26 protein-coding genes are annotated in these 23,712 nt (G+C 52.0%); 7 read left to right on the plus strand and 19 right to left on the minus strand.

Going from position 1 to position 23,712, the window contains the following annotated elements; translation table 11 throughout:
* Positions 1 to 17: 17 nt before the first annotated feature.
* Both QLH52_RS03345 and QLH52_RS03350 read right to left on the minus strand, forming a co-directional pair.
* Entirely contained in the window at positions 18 to 194 is a 177-nt protein-coding gene (locus QLH52_RS03345) for a DUF1674 domain-containing protein (protein WP_319960536.1), read from the minus strand.
* A gap of 18 nt (positions 195 to 212) precedes the next feature.
* The gene (locus QLH52_RS03350; RefSeq protein ID WP_033157413.1) at positions 213 to 1,520 is read right to left on the minus strand and encodes a citrate synthase; all 1,308 of its coding nucleotides are present in this window, start codon (positions 1,518 to 1,520) and stop codon (positions 213 to 215) included.
* 428 nt (positions 1,521 to 1,948) lie between these two features.
* Between QLH52_RS03350 and QLH52_RS03355 the strand changes: the two genes are divergently transcribed.
* Complete coding sequence (locus tag QLH52_RS03355; RefSeq protein ID WP_020482376.1) at positions 1,949 to 2,494, plus strand: flavodoxin; 546 nt, start codon at positions 1,949 to 1,951, stop codon at positions 2,492 to 2,494.
* A 14-nt stretch (positions 2,495 to 2,508) separates the two neighbouring features.
* Here QLH52_RS03355 and QLH52_RS03360 read toward each other — a convergent pair whose 3' ends face one another.
* Positions 2,509 to 3,690 (minus strand): BaiN/RdsA family NAD(P)/FAD-dependent oxidoreductase, encoded by a 1,182-nt coding sequence (locus tag QLH52_RS03360; RefSeq protein WP_165786252.1) that lies wholly within the window; start codon positions 3,688 to 3,690, stop codon positions 2,509 to 2,511.
* Between the two features lie 143 nt (positions 3,691 to 3,833).
* Between QLH52_RS03360 and ppdK the strand changes: the two genes are divergently transcribed.
* Positions 3,834 to 6,572, plus strand: a complete 2,739-nt coding sequence (gene ppdK, locus QLH52_RS03365; protein WP_319960537.1) for a pyruvate, phosphate dikinase — start codon at positions 3,834 to 3,836, stop codon at positions 6,570 to 6,572.
* A gap of 47 nt (positions 6,573 to 6,619) precedes the next feature.
* On the opposite strand, the gene QLH52_RS03370 is transcribed toward ppdK, so the two are convergent.
* Positions 6,620 to 7,855, minus strand: a complete 1,236-nt coding sequence (locus QLH52_RS03370; RefSeq protein ID WP_240348261.1) for a diguanylate cyclase domain-containing protein — start codon at positions 7,853 to 7,855, stop codon at positions 6,620 to 6,622.
* 173 nt (positions 7,856 to 8,028) lie between these two features.
* On the opposite strand from QLH52_RS03370, the gene QLH52_RS03375 reads away from it, so the two are divergent.
* From QLH52_RS03375 to QLH52_RS03395, 5 genes are all read left to right on the plus strand, one after another.
* Complete coding sequence (locus tag QLH52_RS03375; protein ID WP_171694749.1) at positions 8,029 to 8,565, plus strand: transcriptional repressor; 537 nt, start codon at positions 8,029 to 8,031, stop codon at positions 8,563 to 8,565.
* A 194-nt stretch (positions 8,566 to 8,759) separates the two neighbouring features.
* Entirely contained in the window at positions 8,760 to 10,715 is a 1,956-nt protein-coding gene (locus tag QLH52_RS03380) for a BRCT domain-containing protein (protein WP_319960538.1), read from the plus strand.
* Positions 10,712 to 11,497 (plus strand): bifunctional hydroxymethylpyrimidine kinase/phosphomethylpyrimidine kinase, encoded by a 786-nt coding sequence (gene thiD, locus QLH52_RS03385; protein ID WP_171694747.1) that lies wholly within the window; start codon positions 10,712 to 10,714, stop codon positions 11,495 to 11,497. The genes QLH52_RS03380 and thiD overlap by 4 nt, the downstream gene beginning before the upstream one ends.
* On the plus strand, positions 11,494 to 12,120 hold the full coding sequence (gene thiE, locus QLH52_RS03390) for a thiamine phosphate synthase (RefSeq protein WP_171694746.1): 627 nt from the start codon (positions 11,494 to 11,496) through the stop codon (positions 12,118 to 12,120). Before thiD ends, thiE begins: the two co-directional genes overlap by 4 nt.
* A gap of 5 nt (positions 12,121 to 12,125) precedes the next feature.
* Positions 12,126 to 12,335, plus strand: coding sequence for a dodecin (locus tag QLH52_RS03395; protein ID WP_033157405.1), 210 nt, complete (start codon positions 12,126 to 12,128; stop codon positions 12,333 to 12,335).
* Between the two features lie 4 nt (positions 12,336 to 12,339).
* Here the strand turns inward: QLH52_RS03395 and QLH52_RS03400 are convergent, their stop codons facing one another.
* The 15 genes from QLH52_RS03400 to QLH52_RS03470 form a co-directional block, all read right to left on the minus strand.
* Positions 12,340 to 13,389: a hypothetical protein gene (locus QLH52_RS03400; RefSeq protein ID WP_171694745.1), complete on the minus strand. Its 1,050-nt coding sequence runs from the start codon at positions 13,387 to 13,389 to the stop codon at positions 12,340 to 12,342.
* Between the two features lie 102 nt (positions 13,390 to 13,491).
* A complete protein-coding gene (locus QLH52_RS03405; RefSeq protein ID WP_319960539.1) occupies positions 13,492 to 14,406 on the minus strand; it encodes a 1-aminocyclopropane-1-carboxylate deaminase/D-cysteine desulfhydrase in 915 nt (304 codons plus the stop codon).
* Positions 14,403 to 15,221 (minus strand): dihydropteroate synthase, encoded by an 819-nt coding sequence (gene folP / locus QLH52_RS03410; protein WP_171694743.1) that lies wholly within the window; start codon positions 15,219 to 15,221, stop codon positions 14,403 to 14,405. The genes QLH52_RS03405 and folP overlap by 4 nt, the downstream gene beginning before the upstream one ends.
* A 133-nt stretch (positions 15,222 to 15,354) precedes the next feature.
* Positions 15,355 to 15,573: a Nif11-like leader peptide family natural product precursor gene (locus QLH52_RS03415; RefSeq protein ID WP_033157401.1), complete on the minus strand. Its 219-nt coding sequence runs from the start codon at positions 15,571 to 15,573 to the stop codon at positions 15,355 to 15,357.
* Between the two features lie 223 nt (positions 15,574 to 15,796).
* Positions 15,797 to 16,285 carry a flavin reductase family protein gene (locus QLH52_RS03420; RefSeq protein ID WP_205453840.1) on the minus strand — a complete coding sequence of 163 codons (489 nt, stop codon included), beginning with the start codon at positions 16,283 to 16,285 and terminating at the stop codon, positions 15,797 to 15,799.
* A gap of 54 nt (positions 16,286 to 16,339) precedes the next feature.
* Positions 16,340 to 17,836 carry a lysine--tRNA ligase gene (lysS, locus tag QLH52_RS03425; protein ID WP_319960540.1) on the minus strand — a complete coding sequence of 499 codons (1,497 nt, stop codon included), beginning with the start codon at positions 17,834 to 17,836 and terminating at the stop codon, positions 16,340 to 16,342.
* Positions 17,837 to 17,874: 38 nt separating this feature from the next.
* Positions 17,875 to 18,231 (minus strand): DUF5615 family PIN-like protein, encoded by a 357-nt coding sequence (locus tag QLH52_RS03430; RefSeq protein ID WP_256438970.1) that lies wholly within the window; start codon positions 18,229 to 18,231, stop codon positions 17,875 to 17,877.
* A gap of 8 nt (positions 18,232 to 18,239) precedes the next feature.
* Complete coding sequence (locus QLH52_RS03435) at positions 18,240 to 18,470, minus strand: DUF433 domain-containing protein (protein WP_033157397.1); 231 nt, start codon at positions 18,468 to 18,470, stop codon at positions 18,240 to 18,242.
* Between the two features lie 69 nt (positions 18,471 to 18,539).
* Positions 18,540 to 18,773 carry a hypothetical protein gene (locus QLH52_RS03440; protein ID WP_129871371.1) on the minus strand — a complete coding sequence of 78 codons (234 nt, stop codon included), beginning with the start codon at positions 18,771 to 18,773 and terminating at the stop codon, positions 18,540 to 18,542.
* Positions 18,774 to 18,824: 51 nt separating this feature from the next.
* On the minus strand, positions 18,825 to 19,922 hold the full coding sequence (gene prfB, locus QLH52_RS03445) for a peptide chain release factor 2 (RefSeq protein WP_171694740.1): 1,098 nt from the start codon (positions 19,920 to 19,922) through the stop codon (positions 18,825 to 18,827).
* A gap of 85 nt (positions 19,923 to 20,007) precedes the next feature.
* On the minus strand, positions 20,008 to 20,796 hold the full coding sequence (gene lgt / locus QLH52_RS03450; RefSeq protein WP_319960541.1) for a prolipoprotein diacylglyceryl transferase: 789 nt from the start codon (positions 20,794 to 20,796) through the stop codon (positions 20,008 to 20,010).
* Between the two features lie 95 nt (positions 20,797 to 20,891).
* Entirely contained in the window at positions 20,892 to 21,206 is a 315-nt protein-coding gene (locus QLH52_RS03455) for a non-heme iron oxygenase ferredoxin subunit (protein WP_171694738.1), read from the minus strand.
* Between the two features lie 36 nt (positions 21,207 to 21,242).
* Positions 21,243 to 22,013, minus strand: a complete 771-nt coding sequence (locus tag QLH52_RS03460) for a class I SAM-dependent methyltransferase (RefSeq protein ID WP_425256966.1) — start codon at positions 22,011 to 22,013, stop codon at positions 21,243 to 21,245.
* Positions 22,014 to 22,023: 10 nt separating this feature from the next.
* The gene (sufU, locus tag QLH52_RS03465) at positions 22,024 to 22,476 is read right to left on the minus strand and encodes a Fe-S cluster assembly sulfur transfer protein SufU (RefSeq protein WP_033157393.1); all 453 of its coding nucleotides are present in this window, start codon (positions 22,474 to 22,476) and stop codon (positions 22,024 to 22,026) included.
* Entirely contained in the window at positions 22,476 to 23,699 is a 1,224-nt protein-coding gene (locus tag QLH52_RS03470; protein WP_171694737.1) for a cysteine desulfurase, read from the minus strand. Before QLH52_RS03470 ends, sufU begins: the two co-directional genes overlap by 1 nt.
* Positions 23,700 to 23,712: the final 13 nt, after the last annotated feature.

Raw genomic sequence — 23,712 nt, forward strand, 5'->3', positions numbered from 1 at the left:
TGAAAAATAATTTTTTGTTAGAAATCGACGCAACGGCCTTTGCGTTCCCAATCGCCAAAGCGAGTAGGCTCCGGCCCTTTCGGGCCATTAATTTCTGTCGGAATGGCAGGATCTTGCTCCGCAGACGGCGTCTTCTCGGATTCTGTCTTGGCGTTCTCAGGCGGTTCTTGCGTATTGGTTTGTGCTGACTTCATGTCGATTTTCTGCATAATTTAGCGATTATTCACAGCGGTATAGTCACGGCGCGGCGGCCCGACGTATAACTGTCTCGGCCTGCTGATAGGCGTCGCCGGCTCTTCCATCATCTCCAGCCAATGTGAAATCCAGCCGGCAGTGCGGGCTATCGCAAACATCACGGTGAACATTTCGACGGGGATGTGCAGGGCTTTATAGATAATGCCGGAATAGAAATCGACATTGGGGTAGAGTTTTTTCTCGATGAAATACTCGTCTTTCAACGCATATTCTTCCAAGGCCAAGGCCAGTTCAAACAGCGGATCGTTGGTGTTGGTTCTGCTCAACACCTCGTAGCAGGTTTTGCGGATGATGGTAGCGCGCGGATCGAAGTTTTTATAAACTCGGTGCCCAAAGCCCATTAAGCGGAACGGGTCGTCGTGATCCTTGGCCTTGGCGATATATTTGGGGACGTTTTCGACACTACCGATTTGCGCCAACATATTCAAAACCGCTTCGTTGGCGCCGCCGTGAGCCGGTCCCCACAATGCCGCTATGCCCGCAGCCACGCAGGCATAAGGATTGGCACCGGTACTGCCCGCCATGCGCACCGTCGAGGTACTGGCATTTTGCTCGTGGTCGGCATGCAGAATAAACAACAGATTCAGCGCTTGGACCAGATTTGGATCGATGTAATGTTCCTGATCGATATAGTTTTGCGAGGAACGGGAGAACATCATATTCAAGAAGTTCTCGCAATAACTCAGATCCATGCGGGGGTATACGAAGGGTCGACCGATGGAATGCCGGTATGAAGCTGCGGCAATGGTGGGCATCTTGCCTATCAGCCGGGTCGCACAGATCATGCGGCTGGCAGGATCTTTAATGTTCAAATCGCTGTGATAAAACGCCGACAAGGACCCCACCACCCCCACCAACATCGCCATAGGGTGGGCATCGTAATGGAAACCATCAAAAAATTTGCGCAAAGCTTCGTGGATAATGGCCCTATCGCTGACTTCCTCATTAAAATCACGCAACTGCTCCGCATTGGGCAGTTCGCCATTCATCAGCAAATAGGCAACTTCAGTAAATTCGCAGTTTTCCGCTAATTGCTCGATGGGATAACCGCGATACAACAAAATCCCGTTATCACCATCAATGTATGTAATTTTGCTTTTGCAAGCAGCCGTGGCAATAAAGCCCGGATCGTAAGTAAAACACCCAAGATCTTTGTTTAAAGAGCGAATATCGACAGTATCTGCACCCAAAGACCCCTTCAACAACGGATATTCAACTTCTTTTCCGGTGGCGTTGTGCCTGACCAGTAAAGTATCGTTTGACATGGTTTCCTCAGTTTTCTGTTAGCAGAAGCTTAGCAGTTGAATTCGATTATCACACAGCGAATGTGATTAGGCCAACCGCTTGTGCCATGAACCATCTCAAGATTAAGCCATTAATGATTACCGCCTATGCCCAGAAAGGTTCAAGCCATTGTTCGGCTGGTTGATAAAAAACCGTCTAATTCAGAAAAAGCGTTATGCATCAGCCAAACACAGCAACATTTCTGTCAGATTTTGTAAGCAACGGACAGAGTGTCTGTTTCATTGTTACAAAGATAACCAAATACGTTAGTCACTGTTTCGCCCCTTTCCACTGGGCAGTCTACCGCAAAGCGTTGAAGTTACCGACTTAGCGAGAACTCAGAACCCAAGATTACCGATGGTTTAAATTTTGCTTTGCTGCTTGTAGACAATTCGATGGAGATTTAACAATGAACAAGATTGGAATTTTCTACGGCACCGAGAAAGGTATGACAGCGATGATGGCGCAGGTCATGTACCGAGTTTTGGGCGACGAAATTGCCAGCGAACCGGTGAATGTTAATCAAGCAACAGTAACGGAACTGCTTGGTTACAAAGCCTTGATTTTGGGAATGCCCAGTTACGGCGTCGGCGAAATACCCGGCAGAACCACCGGCAGCGAAGAAGGCAACTGGGAAGAGTTTTTATTCCGCCTGGATGAGGCGGATTTATCCGGAAAGCGGGTTGCCCTGTTTGGTTTGGGTAACCAACAAAAATACTACGCGCGCTTTGCCAGCTCATTAATTCATTTGTATCACCACGTTCGGTCTTATGGTGCCGAGGTGACCGGTGCCTGGAGCACGGATGGCTATCACTTTACCCACTCCAGTTCGGTAGTCGATGGCAAATTTGTCGGCCTGGTGCTGGATCACCACAACCAACCCGAGCTTACCAAAACCCGGATTCTGGATTGGCTTGAGCAGGTAAAACCGGCATTGTTGGAAAAGCTGAATTGATTGTACTGCTACCCTCAAACATATTGCCCGGCACACCACCCCGAAGACCAAGCCCACTGAAAGTTATACCCGCCCAGCCACCCGGTGACGTCCAACACTTCCCCAACAAAATACAACCCCGGCACTTGCAAGCTCTGCATGGTTTTCGAGGAAATCGCGTCGCAGTCTACGCCACCGACGGTTACCTCGGCGGTACGATAGCCTTCGGTAGCATTCGGCTTGATCGTCCAGTGGTGCAGATTTTCCGCGATCACGTTCAGATCTTTGTCCGCGCAATTGGCAACGGTTATATCCAACTGCCGCTCGTCCAATAGAGCTTGCAACAAACGTTTGGGTAAGTAGTCGGCCAGTAAATTTTGGATTTTTAATTTGCTGCCTTGCCGCCGCTTTTCTTTCAATGTCTCCGCCAGATCCATATCCGGCAATAAGTCTACATGCAGCGCTTCGCCGGGATGCCAATACGAGGATATTTGCAGGATGGCCGGCCCGCTTAAACCGCGATGGGTGAATAAAATATTTTCTTTAAACGACTGCTGTTGATTGCTTATCCGGCAAGGCACGGCGATACCGGTCAGCGGAGTAAAGCGCTCTGAATCGCCTGGTTGCAGCGTTAACGGCACCAAACCGGCTCGGGTCGGCCAAACTTTGATGCCGAATTGTTCCGCGACTTTATAACCAAACGGCGTGGCGCCCATTTTCGGTATCGATAAGCCGCCGCTGGCAATGACCAAGGCTGATGCAGACATCGCACCGCTACTGGTGTGCAGTAAAAAATCGCCGTCGTCGCGTTTCTCCAATCGCTCCACCCGACAATTTAACGCCAGCGTCGCGCCAGCTTGCCCGCATTCTTTTAACAGCGCATCCAGAATATCCTTGGCGCTATTGTCGCAAAACAATTGCCCATGCAATCGTTCGTGAAACGGTATTTGGTGGCGCTGTATAAAGCTCAAAAAATCCCATTGCGTGAAGCGGCTAAGCGCCGACTTGCAAAAATGCGGGTTATTGGAAATGTAATTTTCCGGGGCTATGCTGTAGTTAGTGAAATTGCAACGGCCACCACCGGACATCAGAATCTTTTTGCCCGGCTTGTTGGCATGTTCCACTACCTTCACCCGCCGGCCGCGCTTGGCGGCTTCGATAGCGCACATTAAGCCGGACGCGCCGGCTCCGACGATAATGACATCAAATTTATCCATGGCGCGTAACTTGTAATGACTCAAAAAAATAGGTAAAAAGTGGGGTATTCTAACCGCAATACCCGGCATCCCGAGACGCCAACAAGGTACGCAAGGCGTTTCCAGCAGCCATCACCCAACTTCAACACTTCGACAAGGCCATAATGACTCCAAAATACAGTTATTCATTCAACACGGGCGACGGCAAAAACAAGGCATTACTGGGCGGCAAAGGCGCAAACCTTTGCGAAATGACACAAATGGGCTTTAACGTGCCACCTGGCTTTGTCATCACCACGCAAACCTGCCTGACCTACCTGGAAAACAAGCAATTACCCAGCGATTTAATGGACGAAGTTCGTCAGCAAATCGCCGAAATCGAGCAACTGAGCGGTAAATCGTTTGGCGGCGCCAACGACCCGCTACTGGTTTCGGTACGTTCCGGCTCGGCCATCTCGATGCCGGGCATGATGGACACCATTCTGAATTTAGGTTTGAACAAGCAAACCCTGGCCGGCTTGATCGAAATGACCGACGACCCGCGCTTTGCTTACGATGCCTATCGCCGCTTCATCCAATTATTCGGCAAGGTGGCGCTGGGTATCGACGACGAAAAATTCGACGTGCATTTCAACAACGTCAAGCGTGCGGCCGGCATCAAAGCCGATGTGGCGTTGACAGCCGACCAACTCCAGGAAATCAGCGAACTATTCCTGACTGTGGTGCATGAAGAAACGGGCCGGCCGTTTCCGGAAGACGTTTACCAGCAACTGGAAATTGCCATTCGTGCGGTATTTAACTCCTGGCTGGGAAAACGTGCCGTCGATTACCGCCGCGAGTTTCACATCACACCGGACATTGCCAACGGCACCGCCGTCAATATCGTCACCATGGTATTCGGCAATATGGGCGACGACTGCGCCACCGGCGTCGGTTTCACTCGTAATCCCGGCACAGGTGTCAACGAGATGTACGGCGAATACCTGGTCAACGCCCAAGGCGAAGACGTGGTCGCCGGCATTCGTACCCCCAAACCGGTCCATGAAATGGCGAAGGAAATGCCCGAGCAATATCGGCAACTTGTGGAATTGCGCAATAAACTGGAAGCACATTATCACGAAGTGCAAGATTACGAGTACACCATAGAGCGCGGCATTCTGTATTGTTTGCAAACCCGAAACGGCAAAATGAACGCGACCGCGATGGTGAAAACCTCCATCGATATGGTGGCGGAGGGCTTGATCAGCAAAGAACAAGCGCTGCTACGGATCAATCCCGACATGCTGGAACAATTGCTGCATCCGCAATTAGCTCCCAATCACGAAGTTAAAGCCATTGCCCAAGGCCTGCCGGCTTCGCCCGGCGCCGCGTGCGGCCATTGCGTATTCGACGCGGACACCGCCGTTCGACTGGGTAAAACCGGCCAAGATTTGATTTTGCTACGCGAAGAAACCAAGCCGGAAGACATCCACGGTTTCTTCGCCGCGCAAGGCGTCTTGACCAGCCGCGGCGGCAAAACCTCGCACGCTGCGGTGGTGGCGCGCGGCATGGGTAAAGCCTGCGTGGCTGGGGCTGAAGACATCAAAGTCGATGTCCGCGCCCGCTTGGCTATCGTCGGCGACATCCATATCAAGGAAGGCGACCTGATTACCATAGACGGCAGCAACGGTAATATCTATTTGGGCCGGATCCCAACCATTCCGCCCTCATTCTCTGAGGAATTAAAAACCTTGCTGGGCTGGGCCGACAGCATAGCCCGCTTGCGTGTGCATGCCAATGTCGACACGCCGGAAACCGCGAGACTGGCGGTCAGCTACGGCGCCAAAGGTGTCGGTTTGTGCCGTACCGAACGCATGTTTAACGCCGCCGACCGTTTACCCTTAGTGGTAGATATGATTCTGGCGCACAACACCGAAGAACGCGAGGCGGCTTTAGCCAAACTGTTCCCGATTCAACGCGATGACTTCCAACAGTTGTTCGAAGCCATGTCGCCGCACCCGGTTACCGTGCGTTTGCTGGATCCACCCATGCACGAGTTTTTGCCCAATGAGCACCAATTGATTGATGAGCTGGATGCGCTGAAACACTACCTGACCATCGTCAAAGGCCAACGTGTCACGCTGGATACGCTGGCGCACCCGGCGGAAATGCCGGCACCGTTCAATATGCTGAACGAAGACGTGATTTTGGAAGCGATCAGTAAAAAACAGATGATGCTGGATAAAGTGCTGGAGCTGTACGAAGTCAACCCAATGCTGGGTCATCGCGGCGTCAGGCTGGGCATGAGCTATCCGGAAATCTACAAAATGCAGATCCGCTCAATTCTGGAAGCGGCGGCATTGTGTGTGAAACAACGGATTCCGGTCGAACCGGAAATCATGGTGCCGCAGGTGATCACCGCACAGGAATTGAAAACCGTGAAAACCTATGTCGACGAGATTCAAGCCGAAGTGGAAGCGCAATACAAGCTCAAGCTCAACTTCAAGTTCGGCACAATGATTGAAACGGTGCGGGCATGTACCCGTGCCGACCGTCTGGCCGCGACAGCTGCTTTCTTTTCATTCGGCACCAACGATTTAACCCAAGCCACTTTTTCATTCTCCCGCGAGGATGCCGAGAACAAATTCTTACCGCTGTACGAAGAATCAGGCCTGCTGGAAGACAACCCCTTCGAAACACTGGATATTGAGGGCTTGGGCAAACTGATGAAAATGGCCGTGGAACTGGGTCGTCAGCAGCGCCCGGATTTGAAAATAGGCATTTGCGGCGAACACGGCGGCCATCCGCGTTCGATTAAATTCGTTCACGACTTAGGCTTGAACTATGTATCGTGTTCCGCGCCGCGCATTCCCGTGGCTCGCTTGGCAGCGGCTCATGCCAAACTATTGGAAAAACATTCGTAACTAGACACATGGCAAGGGCCGGTCAAACACCGGCCCTTGCCATCGTTTCAAACCCGGCGTTTGCCAACCCGGTTTCTACCGGTGGCCTTGGCATCGTATAGCGCCTGATCCGCCGCGTGCAGCAGGCTTTCGAAAGATAGGTCGTCACTCGGAACGATACTGGCAACACCAAGACTGATAGTCACAAATTCGGAAATTTTGGAAGCCGGATGCGGCAGACGCATATTCTCCACGGCTTTACGCAGAATTTCGGCCAACACCATGATTTGTTCGGCATCACAAGCCGCGACCACGCAAAACTCTTCGCCACCGTAACGTGCAATCAAATCGCCCGGCCTTCTAAAGAAACGCTTCAAGGTTTTAGCCACTTGCCGCAAACAATGATCGCCCTCGATATGTCCGAGATTGTCGTTGTATAGCTTGAAGAAATCGATGTCTATCATGATCATCGAGATAGGATATTTATGCCGCAAGGCGCGCTTCCATTCCCTTTTTACAAAGGCATCGTAGTAACGGCGATTGGGTAGCAAGGTCAACGAATCCAGATACGCCAGTTGCATACGGCTTTTGGCTTTATCCAGGCGCAGGCTTAGTCTGGCTTGCGCCAAATAAGACAACAGCAATACGATCAAACCGATAACTGCCACAATTGCATGGGTGATTGTCAAATGCTCCAGACGCTCGCTCACAAAAGCATCGATACTGGCACTGGGAATACTGACACTAATACCGCCGCGAATTTCGCCCTCTTTATAGCCTTGCCGCTGATGGCAAACCAGACAACTTTGATCGACATGCAGCGGCGCCATGTAACGATAAAAAGATTGCCCGTTGATAGTGCCGATACTGCTCACACTTTTTTGACCTTGCTGGAACGCCAACAATGCCTCTGCTTCCCATTGGTCCGGCCGATTTTCCGGGCGAATCGGATTAAAACCGGTAATATGAAAGGCAATATCCGATTCGTCACCCATTTCCGAGAGCTGCCGAGTCATATAAGCTGGATTAATTAAAGTCAGGTGCTTGCCATCGGTGGTCTCTACATCGCGATGAGGAACTTCCAGGTAAGGATTGGGCTGAGTACTCTCGGTGATAGGCACGTAAACGCCGCCGTGCAACGCATTCCATTTTCTGATCAAGACGATATGATCGAAAAACATCTCGGCTTGGCGCGTGGCAATTTTTTGCGCGTACTGTTTGGTATCCGTGACTTGCTGGTAAAGGTTCAGGCTAATCAACAAAATCCATAGCACTGCATAAACCAGGAATGTAATCCTTCTCATTTATTGCCTCAAAATTACTTATAGCCGCTCGCAAAAGTCCGCCGAGAAACCGCCAAACAACCACACTATGGCGCTTAACCGCGCGCATTAAAAACACACAAAATTTATTTGGTAATTCGATTTGAAATGGGTTGTTTATGCTGGCACTATAACTTACCGCATCGACAAAATGAATGAACCCAATCACCCTTTGCAAAATGACCGACCAAGCAATTTTCCCGGCACCAGAGCATGACCATAACGTATGCATCCACAGGGCGATAAGTGTAGCCGAACAACTTTGCTTAACGCGCGGCGTACAACTGACCCCCATCCGCCACAAGATTTTGGAGCTGATCTGGAACAGTCATAAGGCCGTTAAAGCCTACGACTTGCTGGATCAAATCAGGCCGGTAAACGACGCCGCAAAACCCTCGACAGTCTACCGGGCCTTGGATTTTCTGTTGGAACAAGGCCTGATTCATCGGGTGGAGAGTTTAAATGCGTTCGTCGGCTGTCACTGCTCCGGCACCCAACACGATCAACTACTGTTAATCTGCACCGCGTGCCATACGGTTCAGGAGCGCGCCGCGCCTTCGGTACTCAGCGCATTATCCAAAGAACTTGGCGATGCCGGCTTCGTACCGCAGCGTAAAACCATTGAAATTCACGGCTTGTGTAAAACCTGCCACCCCGCCACCAACACGGCTGAAGAACAGGCTATTCAATAACCCGCCAAACATTGACCTAGATCAACGCTTGTTCCCAATAAAACTTTATATTAAGCCCATGTCACGCGATTTCCTACCGTTGACATGATCCTCTTGAAAGATAGATGCTTCGGCGGGCGAGTTCTCTCTCCCGCCTTTTTTTTGCGATATTATCCTCTATAATCGCCGCCCTACCCGACACATCTATCCCCGGCATGCTTACCGACAGTCAAAAAGCTATTCTTTTGCAGACCACGCTAAGTTCGAACGATCTTGGTGAGAATCGTTTTTGCGAATTGTGCACACACGCGGATTTGCTGCATACCGTCACGGACAGTGAATTAGTGACGTTCCTGGAGATTGCCAACGCTTTGTATCGCGGCGGCGAACCGATTATCAGCGATGCCGATTACGACTTCGTTTATCTGGCAGAACTGAAAAAACGTCAGCCCGAGCATCCGCTGCTGCACACAGTCGAGCCGGAACCCGCTTTCGCGGGTAAAACCGTCGATCTGCCAACCGTGATGCTCTCCACCGACAAAGCCTACAGCCGCGACGAGGTGGAACGCTGGGCCGGCCGCATCGAAAAAGCCGCACTTGAGCTAGATAAAAACTTTGCCGAGCTGATCTTTAAGGTTACCCCCAAGCTCGATGGTTACGCTGCCTATGACGACGGCCGGATGCTATATACCCGCGGCGACGGCCGCAAAGGTACCGACATCACCCGCGTATTCGAACGCGGCTTGCAAGTCGCCAATCAAGACCAGCGAGGCCTGGGCGCCGGCGAAATTGTGGTCAGCCGCAGTTATTTCGACGCCAATCTGGCCGAGTTTTTTGATAACGCCCGTAACTTCCAGGCCAGCGTGATCAAAGAAAAGGAACTGGACGAGCACGCCGAACGCGCCATCGCCGATCATGCGGCGGTGTTTTATCCGTTTGCTATATTGCCTTGCTGGGAGGGAGTCTGGCAGGACCTGATCGACAACTTCGAAACCATCGTCAAAGACATCTGGCATAAGTTGGATTACGACGTTGACGGCGTGATTCTGGAAATCGTCGACGAGCAACTCAAACAAGCGATGGGCGCCACCCGCCACCATCACCGCTGGCAGCTGGCTTACAAAGAAAACCTGGAAACCGCAGAAGTCACCGTCATCGGCGTCACGCCGCAAACCTCGCGCTCCGGCCGCATCACCCCGGTCGCCGAGTTGGAACCGGTGCGCCTTAGCGGCGCCCTGCTCTCCAGAGCCACCGCCCATCATTACAAAATGGTGCAGGATAAAGGCATAGGCCCAGGTGCGCTGATCCGCTTGGCTCGCTCCGGCGAAGTGATCCCCAAAATCGAGGCCGTGCTGCGTCCGGCCGAGCCGGAAGTACCTAGTGCCTGCCCCAGCTGCGGCCACGAATTGATTTGGGACAACGACTATTTAGTCTGCCCCAACAACCTGGAATGCCCGGCGCAAATCAGCAACAGCATGGAACATTTCTTCCGGGTGCTGAAAAACAACGACGGCTTCGGGGCTGCGACCATCAAGAAGCTTTACGAAAACGAAATCCGAAGCGTCGACCAGATTTACGCCTTAACCGCCGCAGAATTCGAAAACATGGGCTTCGGCCCCAAGCAATCGCAAAACCTGGTCGATCAATTGCTGCGCAGCCGCAACGAAGCCATCGAAGACTGGCGTTTTCTGTCCGCGTTTGGGGTATTTCGAATGGGTCTGGGCAACTGCGAACGGCTGCTGGCACATTATGCGTTGCCGGAGATTTTCAATCTCAGCGAAGCCGACATCGTCGCCATCGAGGGCTTTGCGGAAAAAACCGCCGCGGTAATCACCGAAGGCTTTGGCAAAATCAAACCTTTATTCGACAGCCTGATGGCGCTGGGTTTTACTCTCACCCCAACGCAAAACCAAGCCACAGACAACGCCCATCCGCTAGCCGGCAAAACCTTGGTGTTCACCGGCACCCTACACAGCGGCAGCCGCGACGACTTGAGCAAACTAGCCAAAGCAAAAGGCGCTAAAGTCGGTAGCTCGGTGTCGGCGAAAACCGACTATCTGGTAGCCGGCGACAATGTCGGCGCCAATAAAACCAACGCCGCTCGCGAGAAAGGCGTCAGCGTCATCAGCGAACAAGAGTTTCTAGCCTTGCTGAATGGAGACGGCTTATGAGCCGCAACCGCCCGGTGGTAGTCTGTTTTTCCGGTCACGATCCCAGCGGTGGCGCCGGTGTGCAAGCCGACATCGAGGCCATCATTAGCCACCAATGCCATGCGGCTAGTGTGATTACGGCGTTAACCGAACAGGACAGCCGCAACGTCAAGAAGCTGATTCCGCAACAGCCCGCAGACATTCTCAGCCAGGCACAAACTCTGTTGGCGGACTTTAAAGTCTCCGCGTTCAAAATCGGCCTGATCGGCGACGCCGGCGTTGCTGTAGCGATTGCGCAAATTTTGCGGCAACATCCGGCTATTCCGGTGGTGCTGGACCCGGTACTGGCAGCCGGCGGCGGCACTGCATTGGCCGGCCAGCGATTAATTGATGTCATCGTCGGGCAACTACTGCCGTTGACCACCTTATTGACACCCAATAGCGAGGAAGCCCGCCGCCTATCCGGGCAAAACGATTTGAGCGACTGCGGCCGTTTCTTGCAAGGCAAAGGCGCTAAATACGTGCTGATCACCGGCACCCACGAAAGCTCGGAGCTGGTGCATAACCGCTTGTACATGCCCGACGATCTCAATGAAACCTTTAACTGGGAGCGTTTGCCGCAGAGCTATCACGGCTCGGGTTGCACGCTGGCCAGCGCCAGCGCCGCGCTGCTGGCGCAACGTCTGGACGTGTTTACCGCCGTTAGCGAAGCTCAGGAATTTACCTGGCAGTCGCTGGCCGCCGCCTATCGTCCGGGACAAGGCCAATACAACCCCGACCGGCTGTTTTGGGTGGAAGCATGAAATTTCCGCACGAGGGTTTGTACGCCATCACCCAACCCGAAAACAAAACGATTGCCCAAATTGTAAAAGACGTCGAAGCGGCCTTGCGCGGCGGGGCTAGCGTGATTCAATACCGCGACAAAAATCCGCTGGATGCGCCGCAATTAGCGAGGCTTTTGTTGGAAGTTTGCCACGCTTACGATGCTCCGCTATTGATTAACGACAGCGTCGAGTTGGCGTTGGCGGTTGATGCTGACGGTGTGCATCTAGGTCGCGACGATGGCGAAATCGCCACAGCGCGGCGCCTGTTGGGCCAGGACGCCATCATCGGCGTATCGTGTTATAACGATGTGGATAAAGCACAGAACATGGCCGCTGCCGGCGCCGACTACGTCGCATTCGGCCGCTTCTTCCCGTCCGGTTCAAAACCGTTGGCCGCCCCCGCCGACATTATCAGCCTGCATCGCGCCAAACAATTGATAAATGTGCCGATAGTCGCCATCGGCGGCATTCTGCCGGAAAATGGTGGAACTTTATTGGCGGCAGGCGCAGACTTATTAGCGGTGATAGGCGGCATATTTGACCATGAACCGGAAGCGGCCGCGCGCGCCTACCAAGCCTTATTCAACCCTCAAGCGGAGTAAATAACATGCCAGAACATGTCTATCAAAAAGTCGAACTGACCGGTTCATCCAGCCTGGGCATCCAGCAAGCTATCGAAAACGCCGTCGCCAAGGCCGGCGAAACCATCCAAAACATGCGTTGGTTTGAAGTTGTGGAAACCCGCGGCCATATCGATAACGGCAAGGTCGCGCATTGGCAGGTCACCATTAAAGTGGGTTACACGCTGCCACACTAGGCGATTAGACGCCGCTAAAGCGAATATAACGCCTTAGCGGCGAGCCGGCAGCCCATACGAAGGCCTCGGTGTAATAATGCATCAGGGCCAAATATCCAAGAAAACCCAAGGTTACGGCTTTATAAATTTGCGTGGAAAACAGGGTTTGCAACAATAAATTGACCAGATCGTCGCCATAAGCCTGTAACAGGTAGGTCAACACAAACGACAGCAGCGGCAATACCAGCCAAACGGGTAATCGAATCGCCGTTGCAGCTCGGAACAAATTATTCTGCGGCTGTTCGCTGTGGCGATTCACATCGTGAGTCACGTAAAAACTATAAGCGGTGATGTCGTGCACCAAGCGCGGCATCAAGATCGCCAAGAAATAGTATTGCTGGCTGTAAACATACCAACTGCTAACGACCAGCAGTGTGTTGGCCCACAAAAAATAGATACCCAAGCGGCTGGGCACGTAACGTTGGCAAAACACCGTGCTGATAACCAAAGCCGTCGTCAGCACGCTGGCAATTTGCAACACCAACGCCGCTTGTTCAGGCTCCAGGCTATTTTTTAAAAATATCCCCATGTAGATAAAAATCCCTGCACTAACGCTGAGCCACAATTGCAGATAAAACGCCCAATTAGGCAAACGACACACTGCCTTGGCGATACCCTGCTGTTGCTTCAAAACGTGATATACCGTCCAGCAAGCGGTAATGATGTATAGCGCACGGTATGGAATAAACAGACTGCCGATACCGAAAAACACCATGATAAACAAAGTCATGGCGATTAATTTGCCTTTAAAGGCTTGCAGATAGTCCTGATGACTGACCAACAATAGGTTACTGGCGACGATATGCGGAGTACCGAACAAAATTTGAAACAACAAAAAATGGGTCGGGCTACTGGGCAGCATATCGCGTAATGCGAAATTGAAGCCGAATTCGTCTAGCCAAAGAACCAATAAACACAGCGGCACAATGGCGTACAAACTCAGTAAAAAGCGGAAAGACACCGCCAGTTTATTGCTACTTTTTTGCTCGGGGAATGAAATGATCTGCGCAACCACGGTGCCACCTTGTTATTATTTTTTAGGCAGCGGCTATTATCACCATTTTGGGTAATGACTCAATATCTATCTGATTTTTAACTGGTAACACGACAGGGAATATTACTTGCGCTTGCCTTGCAAACCGCCGGTATGGATTGCCACTATCCGCTGCCCAGCCGGGAAATACCCCTTCCGGATTAAATCGTAGAGCGCAAACAGCAATTTTCCGGTGTAGATCGGTTCCAGCTCGATACCGTGTTGCCGTTGAAAATCCTGCATAAACGCCAACAAAGCCGGCGTCGTTTTGGCGAAACCGCCGAAATGGTAATCCACCAGAATTCGCCGGTCCGCATGACTGATGATTCCCTGATTATTCAGCAATTGCTCGACATCGTCGATTAGAAAGTCGCCACCCTTCAGCGCTGCCGCACCGATAGCCTGTTGAGTTAGCGGCGAGGTAAGCAAACCTGCCAAAGTGGTGCCCGTGCCGCAGGCAACGACCAGCGTATCAAAGCCGACGTCAATTTCATCGATCAGTTCGGCAACGCCTTGCAAAGCCAAGTCGGTGGCTCCACCTTCCGGCAGCCAATATTGGCCGGCCTGCAGTTCAGGTAAGCTGTCGTGACCTTTGTAATCGCGCAATTGCCGGTAGTCGCTACGCGACACAAAACGCAGCTCCATGCCCCAATCAAGTAAATCATGCAGCGTGGCATTAAGTTGCGCGGGCCGCTCGCCGCGAATATAGCCTATGGTTTTCAGCCCCAAGGCTTTACCGGTAAAAGCCAGGGCGTGTAAATGATTGGAATAGGCGCCGCCCATGCTGACGATACTGTCGGTGCCATTGTGTAAGGCCTGATTGAGGATATATTTGAGCTTGCGCCATTTGTTGCCGGAGATAATCGGATGTAGCAAGTCATCGCGCTTGATCCACAACTCCAACTGTCGGTCCGCTAATTCCGGGTCGTTGATCTTAGTCAGCGGCGATACCGCCAATTTAGCCTGCAATTTCTGTAGCAGCGGATGGAGATCGGTCACTGTGCCTGCTTGATGGCCCACGCCACATCCGCTGCCTGCCGGTTGGCTTTGACATCATGAACCCGAAACATTTGCACTCCCGCCATCACCCCTAACGCCGTGGTCACGGCTGTCGCGGTAACCAACTCTGCGGGTTCGCTGACATTGCAGATGCTGCCCATGAAGCGCTTGCGGCTGGTACCCAGCAACACCGGGTAACCCAAACCAACAAAGCTACGCAAATGTGCTAACAAATCGATATTGTCTTGCTTGCCCTTACCGAAACCGATGCCGGGATCTATAGCAATGTTTTCCGCCAACACGCCTGCCGCTAACGCTTCGGTAATACGTTGTTGCAAAGCAGCGATCACTTCGGCCAGTACATTGCCGTAATGCGGTCGGTCTTGCATGGTTTTAGGTGTGCCCTGCATATGCATCAGGATGATCGGAACTTGCGCTGTTGCCGCAAAAGCCAACATCTTAGGGTCGCCTTGGCCGGCGGAGACATCGTTGATGATACTCGCCCCCGCCGTCACCGCCGCTGCAGCAACCTGGCTTAAGGTGGTATCTATACTGATTTGAACTTGGGGATTGTTCGCACGGATCGCGCTAATCACCGGCACCACCCGGCGAATTTGCTCATCCGCCATAACGGGATCGGAGCCAGGCCGCGTCGACTCACCGCCGACATCGATAATATCGGCGCCTTCAGCGATCATTTTTTCAGCTTGAGCTATCGCTGCCGCCACGCCGGTAAATTTGCCGCCATCGGAAAAACTATCGGGAGTGACATTGAGTATCCCCATCAGTTGGGGAGCGTGGATAGCATTGAACATGTTTGAAAACTCCTCGATAGCCGCAAACGTGTAGTTTACCGTTGTCGAGTCGTTTTTAGAATTTACGGACTGCCGTTTTACGCCTTACCGATAACGGTGCCACCCCGCCGGGAAGCAGGATGGCACTCAATCGTTAAACTCTGAGCAGAGCTTTGGCAAGTTTTTCTGAAAGCTGTTCTTCAACAAATTGCGGTTCGTTGGGTGGATACAATTCCACTTCATCGATTTCGAACCCGTATTCCTTACCCAATAACAATAGCTCCTTGATTTTGAGACAGGCTTTCAGCTTTTCTTTCAAGCCCTCATCGCTTTTGGATTTTTCAGAAAACTCTTTGATAACCTTGATTGACATTGATAACTCCGTGATAACTCTGAAAGATGGATTAAATCCAATCTCTCCTAAGCAAAAAATCGGCCATATCTATATGACCGTTATTTTTCATGCGGTTCATGGCGTTACAAATCAACAAACCCGGCAACAATCGCGTCTATTCACACACAATTCATAAGAAATTTGTCGGGTATACGACAATTGTCTGCTCTATCAAGCAACAATTCGCAACGAGGATTTTGGCTTAATCTTGAGCCGCCACCGTGCGGTAAGCAGAATGATAGTAAAGCAAAGGCTCGCCTTCCCGGCAAACCACGCTATCGACTTCACCGATAATCACCCAGTGGCTACCGGCCTGAACTTGTTGCACTACCCGACACTCCAGTGCCGCCAGAGCTTCGCTCAAAATAGGCGCGCCATTTTCACCGGCTTGCCAAGCAATGCTGGCAAAACGCTGTTCTTGGGTGGTGCTACCGGCAAATTGGTTGGAAACGTCTTCTTGTGCACTATTCAGAATATTCACGGCGAAGCGGCGGCTTTCCAACAAAGCAGCACCGGTATCGGTCGCTTGGTTAAGGCAGACCAATATCTGCGGCGGCTCCACGGACACGCTGCTAAACGCCGTGGCGGTCATCCCTCGGGGCTGATTATCTCGCCCCTGGGTTGTCACCACCGTCACACCGCTGGCCCATAATTTCAGGGCATTTTTAAATTCTTTGGCTTCAACGCTCATAATTTTCTCTTAGATCCAATAGCGATAACACGGCATAGGCGTCTGATTGTGACATCAGTTTTTGGGACGCATGTGCGGGAACAACAGCACATCGCGAATGCTCGGCGAGTTGGTAAACAGCATCACCAAACGGTCGATACCGATGCCCTCGCCCGCGGTCGGCGGCATGCCGTGCTCCAGCGCAGTAATGTAGTCGGCATCGAAATGCATGGCTTCGTTGTCGCCGGCTTCTTTTTCCTCGACCTGTTTCTGGAAACGCTCGGCTTGGTCCTCAGCATCGTTCAACTCGGTAAAGCCGTTGGCAATCTCGCGGCCGCCGACGAAAAACTCGAAGCGGTCGGTGACATGCGGATCGTTGTCGTTGCGGCGGGCCAGCGGCGACACTTCCACCGGATAAGCGGTGATGAAAGTTGGATTCATCAAGCGGTGCTCGACGGTTTTCTCGAAAATCTCGATTTGCACCTTGCCCAAGCCATAACTGTCTTTAACCGGAATCTTTAAATTCTCGGCAACTTTCACGGCCGCTTCCCGAGTCGTCAGATCAGCCAAAGTCAATTCGGGGTTGAAATGCAAAATCGACTCCAACACTGTCATCCGCGCGAACGGTTTGCCGAAATCGTATTGATCACCTTGATATTCAATAACGCTATTACCTACCACATCTTCGGCTATGCCTTTTAGCATCGCTTCGGTCAGATCCATCAAGTCGCCATACTCGGCGTAGGCTTGGTAGAACTCCATCATCGTGAATTCGGGGTTGTGGCGGGTCGACAGACCTTCGTTGCGGAAGTTACGATTGATCTCGAACACCCGCTCGAAGCCGCCGACCACCAGCCTTTTCAGGTACAGTTCCGGTGCGATACGCAGATACAGCTCCATATCCAGCGCATTATGGAAGGTAGTGAACGGTCTTGCCGTCGCGCCGCCGGGGATGACTTGCATCATCGGCGTTTCCACTTCCAGGAAGTCGCGCGCGATCAAAAATTCGCGGATGTAATTGACGATTTTCGAGCGCATCAGGAAGGTTTTGCGCGTCTCGTCGCTCATGATCAAATCCAGATAACGCTGACGGTATTTGATCTCTTGATCGGCGATACCGTGGAATTTTTCCGGCAGCGGCCGTAAGGCTTTGGTCAGCAGTCGAATGTCATCGACTTTGACGCTGAGTTCGCCGACCTTGGTTTTGAATAAGATGCCTTCTGCACCGATAATGTCGCCGATATCCCACTTCTTGAACTGGTCGTTGTAAACCCCTTCCGGCAGATTATCGCGCGCGACATAGACCTGAATCTGTCCGGACATATCCTGTAAATGGCAGAAACTGGCTTTGCCCATGATACGCCGCGTCATCATCCGCCCGGCGATCTTCACCCGAATCGGTTCGGCTAATAATTCGTCTTCAGATTTATCGCCGTATTCGGCCAACAATTCACCGGCCACCACATTACGCCGAAAATCGGTGGGAAATGCAATACCTTCTTCGCGTAGGGCGTTTAGTTTTTCGCGGCGTTGTTTGATCTGTTCTTGTTCGTCGTGTTCGAGTTCTGACATTTTCAAAAATTATTAATAGAGATAAATTAGGCTTAAACTTAGCGACTTAAGGGCAACAACCTTACTCTTTCGCGCAATTCGTCGGCAACGATCAAAGCACCATTATCAAGCTCCGTTTTGAAGCGGTGCAACAATTCAATAGCTCTCGGTCCGAGCACTTGTGGTGAAATATTTTGGGTACGAATTTGAAACACGCTCGGTGCTTCCACACCGGTCAACGCTAACAGCGCGCCAAAATCCAAATCGTGGGTAAATACCACGGCTTCATTTTCCCTGGCCCATTTAAATAACTGAACGTCTGGAGCATCCGCAGGGCCGACTGTGGACCAGTGTACGGAATCGAACCCTGCTTGGTTTAGCACACCTGTCCAAGCAGGGGATAAATTCATGTCCAATAATATTTTCACGCGGCATTCAATGGTAACTCAATCTCCTCGGCTCTCCACGCGGCGAAACGAAGGGCTTCCGTAACATCATCGGCTTCCAAATAAGGGTACAACTCCAGTATCTGTTCGGTCGAATAGCCACTGGCCACCAAACCAACAAGCATTCCCGCTGTCACCCTTAGTCCTCGCAGACAGGGTTTTCCGCCCATCACCGTAGCGTCAAACGTAATCCGTGAAAAACCTTTCATAGTCCCTCCGACAGTAAATTCAGAGCTTGAAGTAAAGCGGGAGCGTTTCCCTATGATGCCCAGTGTGCGTCAATCAGTTTTAAGTAATGCTAGAATCGCAACAATTAGGCTTGCAAATGCTATCACCAAAGAAGCGATTGCGATTTTGTTGGATATTGTCGCTTGAGCTAAAGCACGCTCGGCCATGCGCCGACGTTCTTCTGCTCTAATCATTTCATGAACCCAAGGGTCTCCAGAATGCCCATACGCATCCACGAGTTCATGATCAGATAAAGATGAAAATTCGTTGTTATTTTGTGTCATTCAAACACACCACTCATGCTTTGGCGACGACGTAATTAATGATTATCAAACTTACAACCCGCTCTTCAAACTAGCCTCAATAAACTGATCCAGCGAGCCATCCAAAACCGCCTGGGTATTGCCGGTTTCGACATTGGTACGTAGGTCCTTGATGCGGGATTGATCCAATACGTAGGAGCGAATCTGGCTGCCCCAGCCGATGTCGGACTTGGAATCTTCAATCGCCTGCAAGCCTTCGCTACGTTTCAGCATTTCCATCTCGTACAGTTTGGCTTTTAGCTGCTTCATCGCAGTGTCTTTATTTTTGTGCTGCGAGCGATCGCTTTGGCATTGGGTGACGATACCGCTGGGGCCATGGGTAATCCGCACCGCCGATTCGGTCCGGTTGACGTGCTGGCCACCGGCACCGCTGGCCCGGTACACGTCAATACGCAAATCGGCGGGATTAATATCAATTTCGACGTCATCGTCGATTTCAGGTGAGACAAATACCGAGGCAAACGACGTGTGGCGGCGGTTGCCGGAATCGAACGGCGATTTTCTCACCAAACGATGTACGCCGGTTTCGGTGCGCAGCCAGCCAAAGGCATACGGCCCTTCGAACTTGATAGTCGCGCTCTTGATGCCGGCCACGTCGCCAGGCGATTCTTCAATGAGCTCGGTTTTAAAGCCCTTGGCCTCGCCCCAGCGTAAATACATCCGTTCGATCATGGATGCCCAATCCTGGGCCTCGGTACCACCGGAACCGGCCTGAATATCCAAAAACGCATTGTTTGGGTCCATTTCCCCGGCAAACATGCGTTGAAATTCCAACGCCGCGACTTTCTTTTCGTACTCTTCGAGATCGGCGGCCACGGTATCGACGGTATCTTCGTCGTTTTCTTCCACCGCCATCAACAGCAATTCTTCAGCGTCGGACAGGCCTTGTTCCAGTTCCAGGATAGTATTGACAATGCCTTCCAACATTGCCCTCTCCTTACCCATGGCTTGCGCTTGTTCCGGCTTATTCCAGATCGCCGGATCTTCCAGCTCGCGCAGCACTTCCACCAAACGCTCACTTTTTGTATCGAAATCCAGATAGCTTTTCAGACCGGCGCTACGCTCACGCAGGTCGGCTATTTTGTATTTAATGGGATTAATTTCTTGCATGAACTCTCAAAACCGAAACAGATACCCCAACGGGGCAGCATACGCCGGGCAGCCCCGGCGATTGAAAGTCGGGGATTATAAACGATTAAGCGACAGGCTTGGGCTGATGGTTTTTCATAGACCAAACGATGCAGCCAATGCCGGCCAGCACGAACGGCATACTGAGTAGCTGGCCGGTGGTGAACATCACCCCGGTGTCGTACATGGCTTGCTCGGTTTTAAAGTATTCCAGAACAAACCGCACGCTGAACAGCATGCTGATGAAACAGCCAAACACAAAACCGGGCTTATCTGCGTGTTTTTTATAAATCGCCAACGAAATCCCATAAATCAGCAGATAACACACTGCTTCGTATAGCTGTACCGGATGACGCGGCAGCGGATCGATCCGCGCAAACACCACGGCCCAGGGTTGTTCTGACGGAATCCCTAAAATCTCGGAGTTGAAAAAATTACCGATGCGAATCAGCGCACCGGCCAACGCAGTCGGGATACTGACGCGATCCAACAACCAGAAATAACTATCACCGTATTTGCGCCGGTATAAATATAAAGCCAGAATGATACCCAGCGTCGCGCCGTGACTGGCCAACCCACCTTCCCAGACTGCCAGGATTTTCAAAGGGTGAGACAAATAATAAGCAGGATCGTAGAGCATGGTATGACCCAGGCGCGCACCGACGATGGTGGCAATCACCATGTACCAAAGCAAGGTATCCAGCTCTTCGATGTTCTTACCTTCACGCTGGTAAATCCATTGCATGGTTAAAAAACTGCCGACAAAGCCGGATGCGAACATCAAGCCGTACCAACGGATTTTCAAGAAGCCGAAGTCGACGAGAATAGGGTCTATATTCCAGATGAAGTGTTCCATGATGATGCGGGAGTTGTTACGGTTGAATCGCGAAAGATCGGGAATTCTAACGCCGACTGGCTTTTTTCGCCGTTTATCTTTTGCCTGGCGCCGGTTTAGTTAGGATTCTCGACTTGTATCCGGCCGTCAACTATCCGTACCGCAAAAGTAGCCACATCTTCGTAAGCCGGCGCACATTTTACCGCGCCGGTTTTCACGCAAAACCGGGCGCCGTGGCGCGGGCAAACAATTTCGTCGCCGTCAAGCTCGCCACTGGCGATTTCAGCGCCGTCATGGCTGCACACGTCTTCGATCGCATAACACTGTCCATCGATTTTAAAAACCGCCACATCGGTACCATCGACATCCACCAGCACATGCTCCCCGTTTGCCAGTGCCGATTCGGCCACCACATCTATCCAATCACTCATGCTTGCCTCGTTTGGGTTTAAGTTTCGTCTGCAAAGTCATTTCAGATAAACATCGTATCTAAGCAATTTACCCTGATAAGTTTCGCTAGGCTTGCCGCCCAGCGGCTCCGCATAGTCGGGGCTTTTCACTACCACCCGCTTGCCGGTAGCTTGCCAAGCCGTCGCGAACAATTCCGCCCTATCCAGGTCGTCCCCCAATATATCGCGCAGTATGGCCATCGATTTCCGGGTTGCCGCGGTTTGCTTGCGCTTGGCTGGAAACATCGGGTCCAGATAAATGCAATCCGGTGTTTCCGATAAACCCGCCAGTAATTCGATGGCATTTCCAACCATTAACTCGGGCGTTTGCAACTGCCGGTTTAGCACCCAATCCTTCCGCGCCAGACGCTGAAAACCATCGGCAATCAGCTCGGCCATCACCGGCGAGCGCTCGATGCAGGTCAGTTGATAACCCATGCGAAATAGCGCCAAGCTATCTTGGGCCCAGCCTGTGGTGCCATCGACGACGGTTTTGGTTTTCTTGCCGATGGCCTGCGCCAACAAGTCTTTTTTGGGAGCTGGGTAGGAATGCTGCTCGCCGGGACGCGGATCGACATCCACCGCCAAACCACCCTTTTTCAGGGTTTGTTTATCCAGCAACTTCAGACAAGCATCCCGATAACAAAGAAAGAACGTTTGCGGCAATTCAGCGGGTAAACTTTGCAAGGCCAGCAAAGGCCAGCCCAAGCGTTCGGCGAGAGCCTGACTGGCGGACAACACCGAGTCATCGGCATAAACCACCGCCCCCTGCTCGGACAAACTCCTCACGCGCGATAACTTATTCGGTGGAGATCGACTGCGCTTCGTTTTTCAAAGCAGCATCCAAGGTATGCCAAGCCAAAGTCGCGCATTTCACCCTGGCAGGATATTCGCGCACGCCGGCCAATACCGCCAGTTTACCGATGGCCTCCAGATTGATTTCCTCGGTTTTGCCGGTGGTCATTTCATGAAATTGTTTGAACAAGGCATCGGCCTCGGCTTCGGTTTTACCTTTGACGATTTCGGTCATCAACGATACGGACGCCGTGGAAATCGCACAACCGGAACCTTGAAAACTGGCGTCGCTAATCACGTGATCGTCGATTTTCAAAAACAGCGTCAGCCTATCGCCGCACAAGGGATTGAAACCTTCCACTTGGCGATTGGCATCAGCCATCACCCGGAAATTGCGCGGATTGCGGTTGTGGTCGAATATGACCTCTTGGTATAGATCGCGTAAATCTTCAAACATTAGCCGAACACCTCTATTAGGGATTGGATGCCTTGCATCAACACATCGATTTCTTGGCGGGTATTGTACATGGCAAACGAGGCCCGCGCCGTGGCCGGAACGCCGTAAAAATCCATCACCGGCATCGCGCAATGGTGACCGGCGCGGATGGCGATGCCCAAACTATCCAGCATGGTGCCGATGTCGTGCGGATGAATCCGATCCAGGGTAAACGACAAGATGCCACCTTTGTGCGCCGCCTGGCCGATGATGTTCAGGCCCTTGATCTGCTCGGCTTGCTGCGTGGCGTAATCCAGCAACTCGGCTTCGTAGGCGGCGATGTTGTCCATGCCAATACCGCTGACGTAATCGATTGCCGCACCCAAACCGATAATTTCGGCGATGGCCGGCGTGCCGGCTTCAAATTTATGCGGCAGACCGGCGTATTCGGTTTTTTCGAAAGTGACCTGCCGAATCATGTCACCACCGCCTTGATACGGAGGCATCGCTTCCAACAGCGCTTGCTTACCGTAAAGCACACCGGTGCCGGACGGTCCGTAAAGCTTGTGCCCGGAAAACACGTAAAAATCGCAATCCAAGGCTTGCACATCCACCGCCATATGCGGAATCGCCTGAGCACCATCCAACAATACCGGAATCTGCTTGGCATGGGCTGCGGCGATAATCTGCTCTACCGGATTGATCGTACCCAGCGCATTGGACATTTGAGTGATCGCTACCAGTTTGGTATTGGCGTTCAACAGTTTTTCGAATTCGTCGAACAGCAATTCGCCTTGTTGATTCATCGGCGCGACCTTCAGCACCGCACCGATCTGCTGGCAAAGCATTTGCCAAGGCACGATGTTGGCGTGATGTTCCATCGCGCTGATGACGATTTCATCGCCGGCTTTGAGTTGCGATTTACCGTAGCTTTGCGCGACCAGGTTAATCGCCTCGGTGGCCCCACGTACGAAGATGATTTCCTTAACGCTGGCGGCATTGATAAACGCCCTGACCTTTTCCCGAGCCCCTTCAAACTTATCCGTGGCGCGGACGCTTAAGGTGTGCACACCGCGATGGATGTTGGCGTATTCATGACTATAGGTGTGTAGGATGCTGTCGATGACCGCTTGCGGTTTATGGCAACTGGCAGCGTTATCCAGGTATACCAAGGGTTTGTTACGGATGGTTTCGCCGAGGATGGGAAAATCGGCACGGATTTGTTCAATTGGAAATATGCTCATCGCTAACTGTTTG

It is taken from the genome of Methylomonas defluvii, assembly GCF_033949435.1.
GTDB classification, from domain to species: Bacteria; Pseudomonadota; Gammaproteobacteria; order Methylococcales; family Methylomonadaceae; genus Methylomonas; species Methylomonas defluvii.

Coding starts and splice junctions, on each gene's coding strand:
- QLH52_RS03345 (WP_319960536.1), bottom strand. CDS start 194: ATGAAGTCAGCACAAACCAATACGCAAGAACCGCCTGAGAACGCCAAG.
- QLH52_RS03350 (WP_033157413.1), bottom strand. CDS start 1,520: ATGTCAAACGATACTTTACTGGTCAGGCACAACGCCACCGGAAAAGAA.
- QLH52_RS03355 (WP_020482376.1), top strand. CDS start 1,949: ATGAACAAGATTGGAATTTTCTACGGCACCGAGAAAGGTATGACAGCG.
- QLH52_RS03360 (WP_165786252.1), bottom strand. CDS start 3,690: ATGGATAAATTTGATGTCATTATCGTCGGAGCCGGCGCGTCCGGCTTA.
- ppdK (WP_319960537.1), top strand. CDS start 3,834: ATGACTCCAAAATACAGTTATTCATTCAACACGGGCGACGGCAAAAAC.
- QLH52_RS03370 (WP_240348261.1), bottom strand. CDS start 7,855: ATGAGAAGGATTACATTCCTGGTTTATGCAGTGCTATGGATTTTGTTG.
- QLH52_RS03375 (WP_171694749.1), top strand. CDS start 8,029: ATGAACCCAATCACCCTTTGCAAAATGACCGACCAAGCAATTTTCCCG.
- QLH52_RS03380 (WP_319960538.1), top strand. CDS start 8,760: ATGCTTACCGACAGTCAAAAAGCTATTCTTTTGCAGACCACGCTAAGT.
- thiD (WP_171694747.1), top strand. CDS start 10,712: ATGAGCCGCAACCGCCCGGTGGTAGTCTGTTTTTCCGGTCACGATCCC.
- thiE (WP_171694746.1), top strand. CDS start 11,494: ATGAAATTTCCGCACGAGGGTTTGTACGCCATCACCCAACCCGAAAAC.
- QLH52_RS03395 (WP_033157405.1), top strand. CDS start 12,126: ATGCCAGAACATGTCTATCAAAAAGTCGAACTGACCGGTTCATCCAGC.
- folP (WP_171694743.1), bottom strand. CDS start 15,221: ATGTTCAATGCTATCCACGCTCCCCAACTGATGGGGATACTCAATGTC.
- QLH52_RS03415 (WP_033157401.1), bottom strand. CDS start 15,573: ATGTCAATCAAGGTTATCAAAGAGTTTTCTGAAAAATCCAAAAGCGAT.
- QLH52_RS03420 (WP_205453840.1), bottom strand. CDS start 16,285: ATGAGCGTTGAAGCCAAAGAATTTAAAAATGCCCTGAAATTATGGGCC.
- lysS (WP_319960540.1), bottom strand. CDS start 17,836: ATGTCAGAACTCGAACACGACGAACAAGAACAGATCAAACAACGCCGC.
- QLH52_RS03435 (WP_033157397.1), bottom strand. CDS start 18,470: ATGAAAGGTTTTTCACGGATTACGTTTGACGCTACGGTGATGGGCGGA.
- QLH52_RS03440 (WP_129871371.1), bottom strand. CDS start 18,773: ATGACACAAAATAACAACGAATTTTCATCTTTATCTGATCATGAACTC.
- prfB (WP_171694740.1), bottom strand. CDS start 19,922: ATGCAAGAAATTAATCCCATTAAATACAAAATAGCCGACCTGCGTGAG.
- lgt (WP_319960541.1), bottom strand. CDS start 20,796: ATGGAACACTTCATCTGGAATATAGACCCTATTCTCGTCGACTTCGGC.
- QLH52_RS03455 (WP_171694738.1), bottom strand. CDS start 21,206: ATGAGTGATTGGATAGATGTGGTGGCCGAATCGGCACTGGCAAACGGG.
- sufU (WP_033157393.1), bottom strand. CDS start 22,476: ATGTTTGAAGATTTACGCGATCTATACCAAGAGGTCATATTCGACCAC.
- QLH52_RS03470 (WP_171694737.1), bottom strand. CDS start 23,699: ATGAGCATATTTCCAATTGAACAAATCCGTGCCGATTTTCCCATCCTC.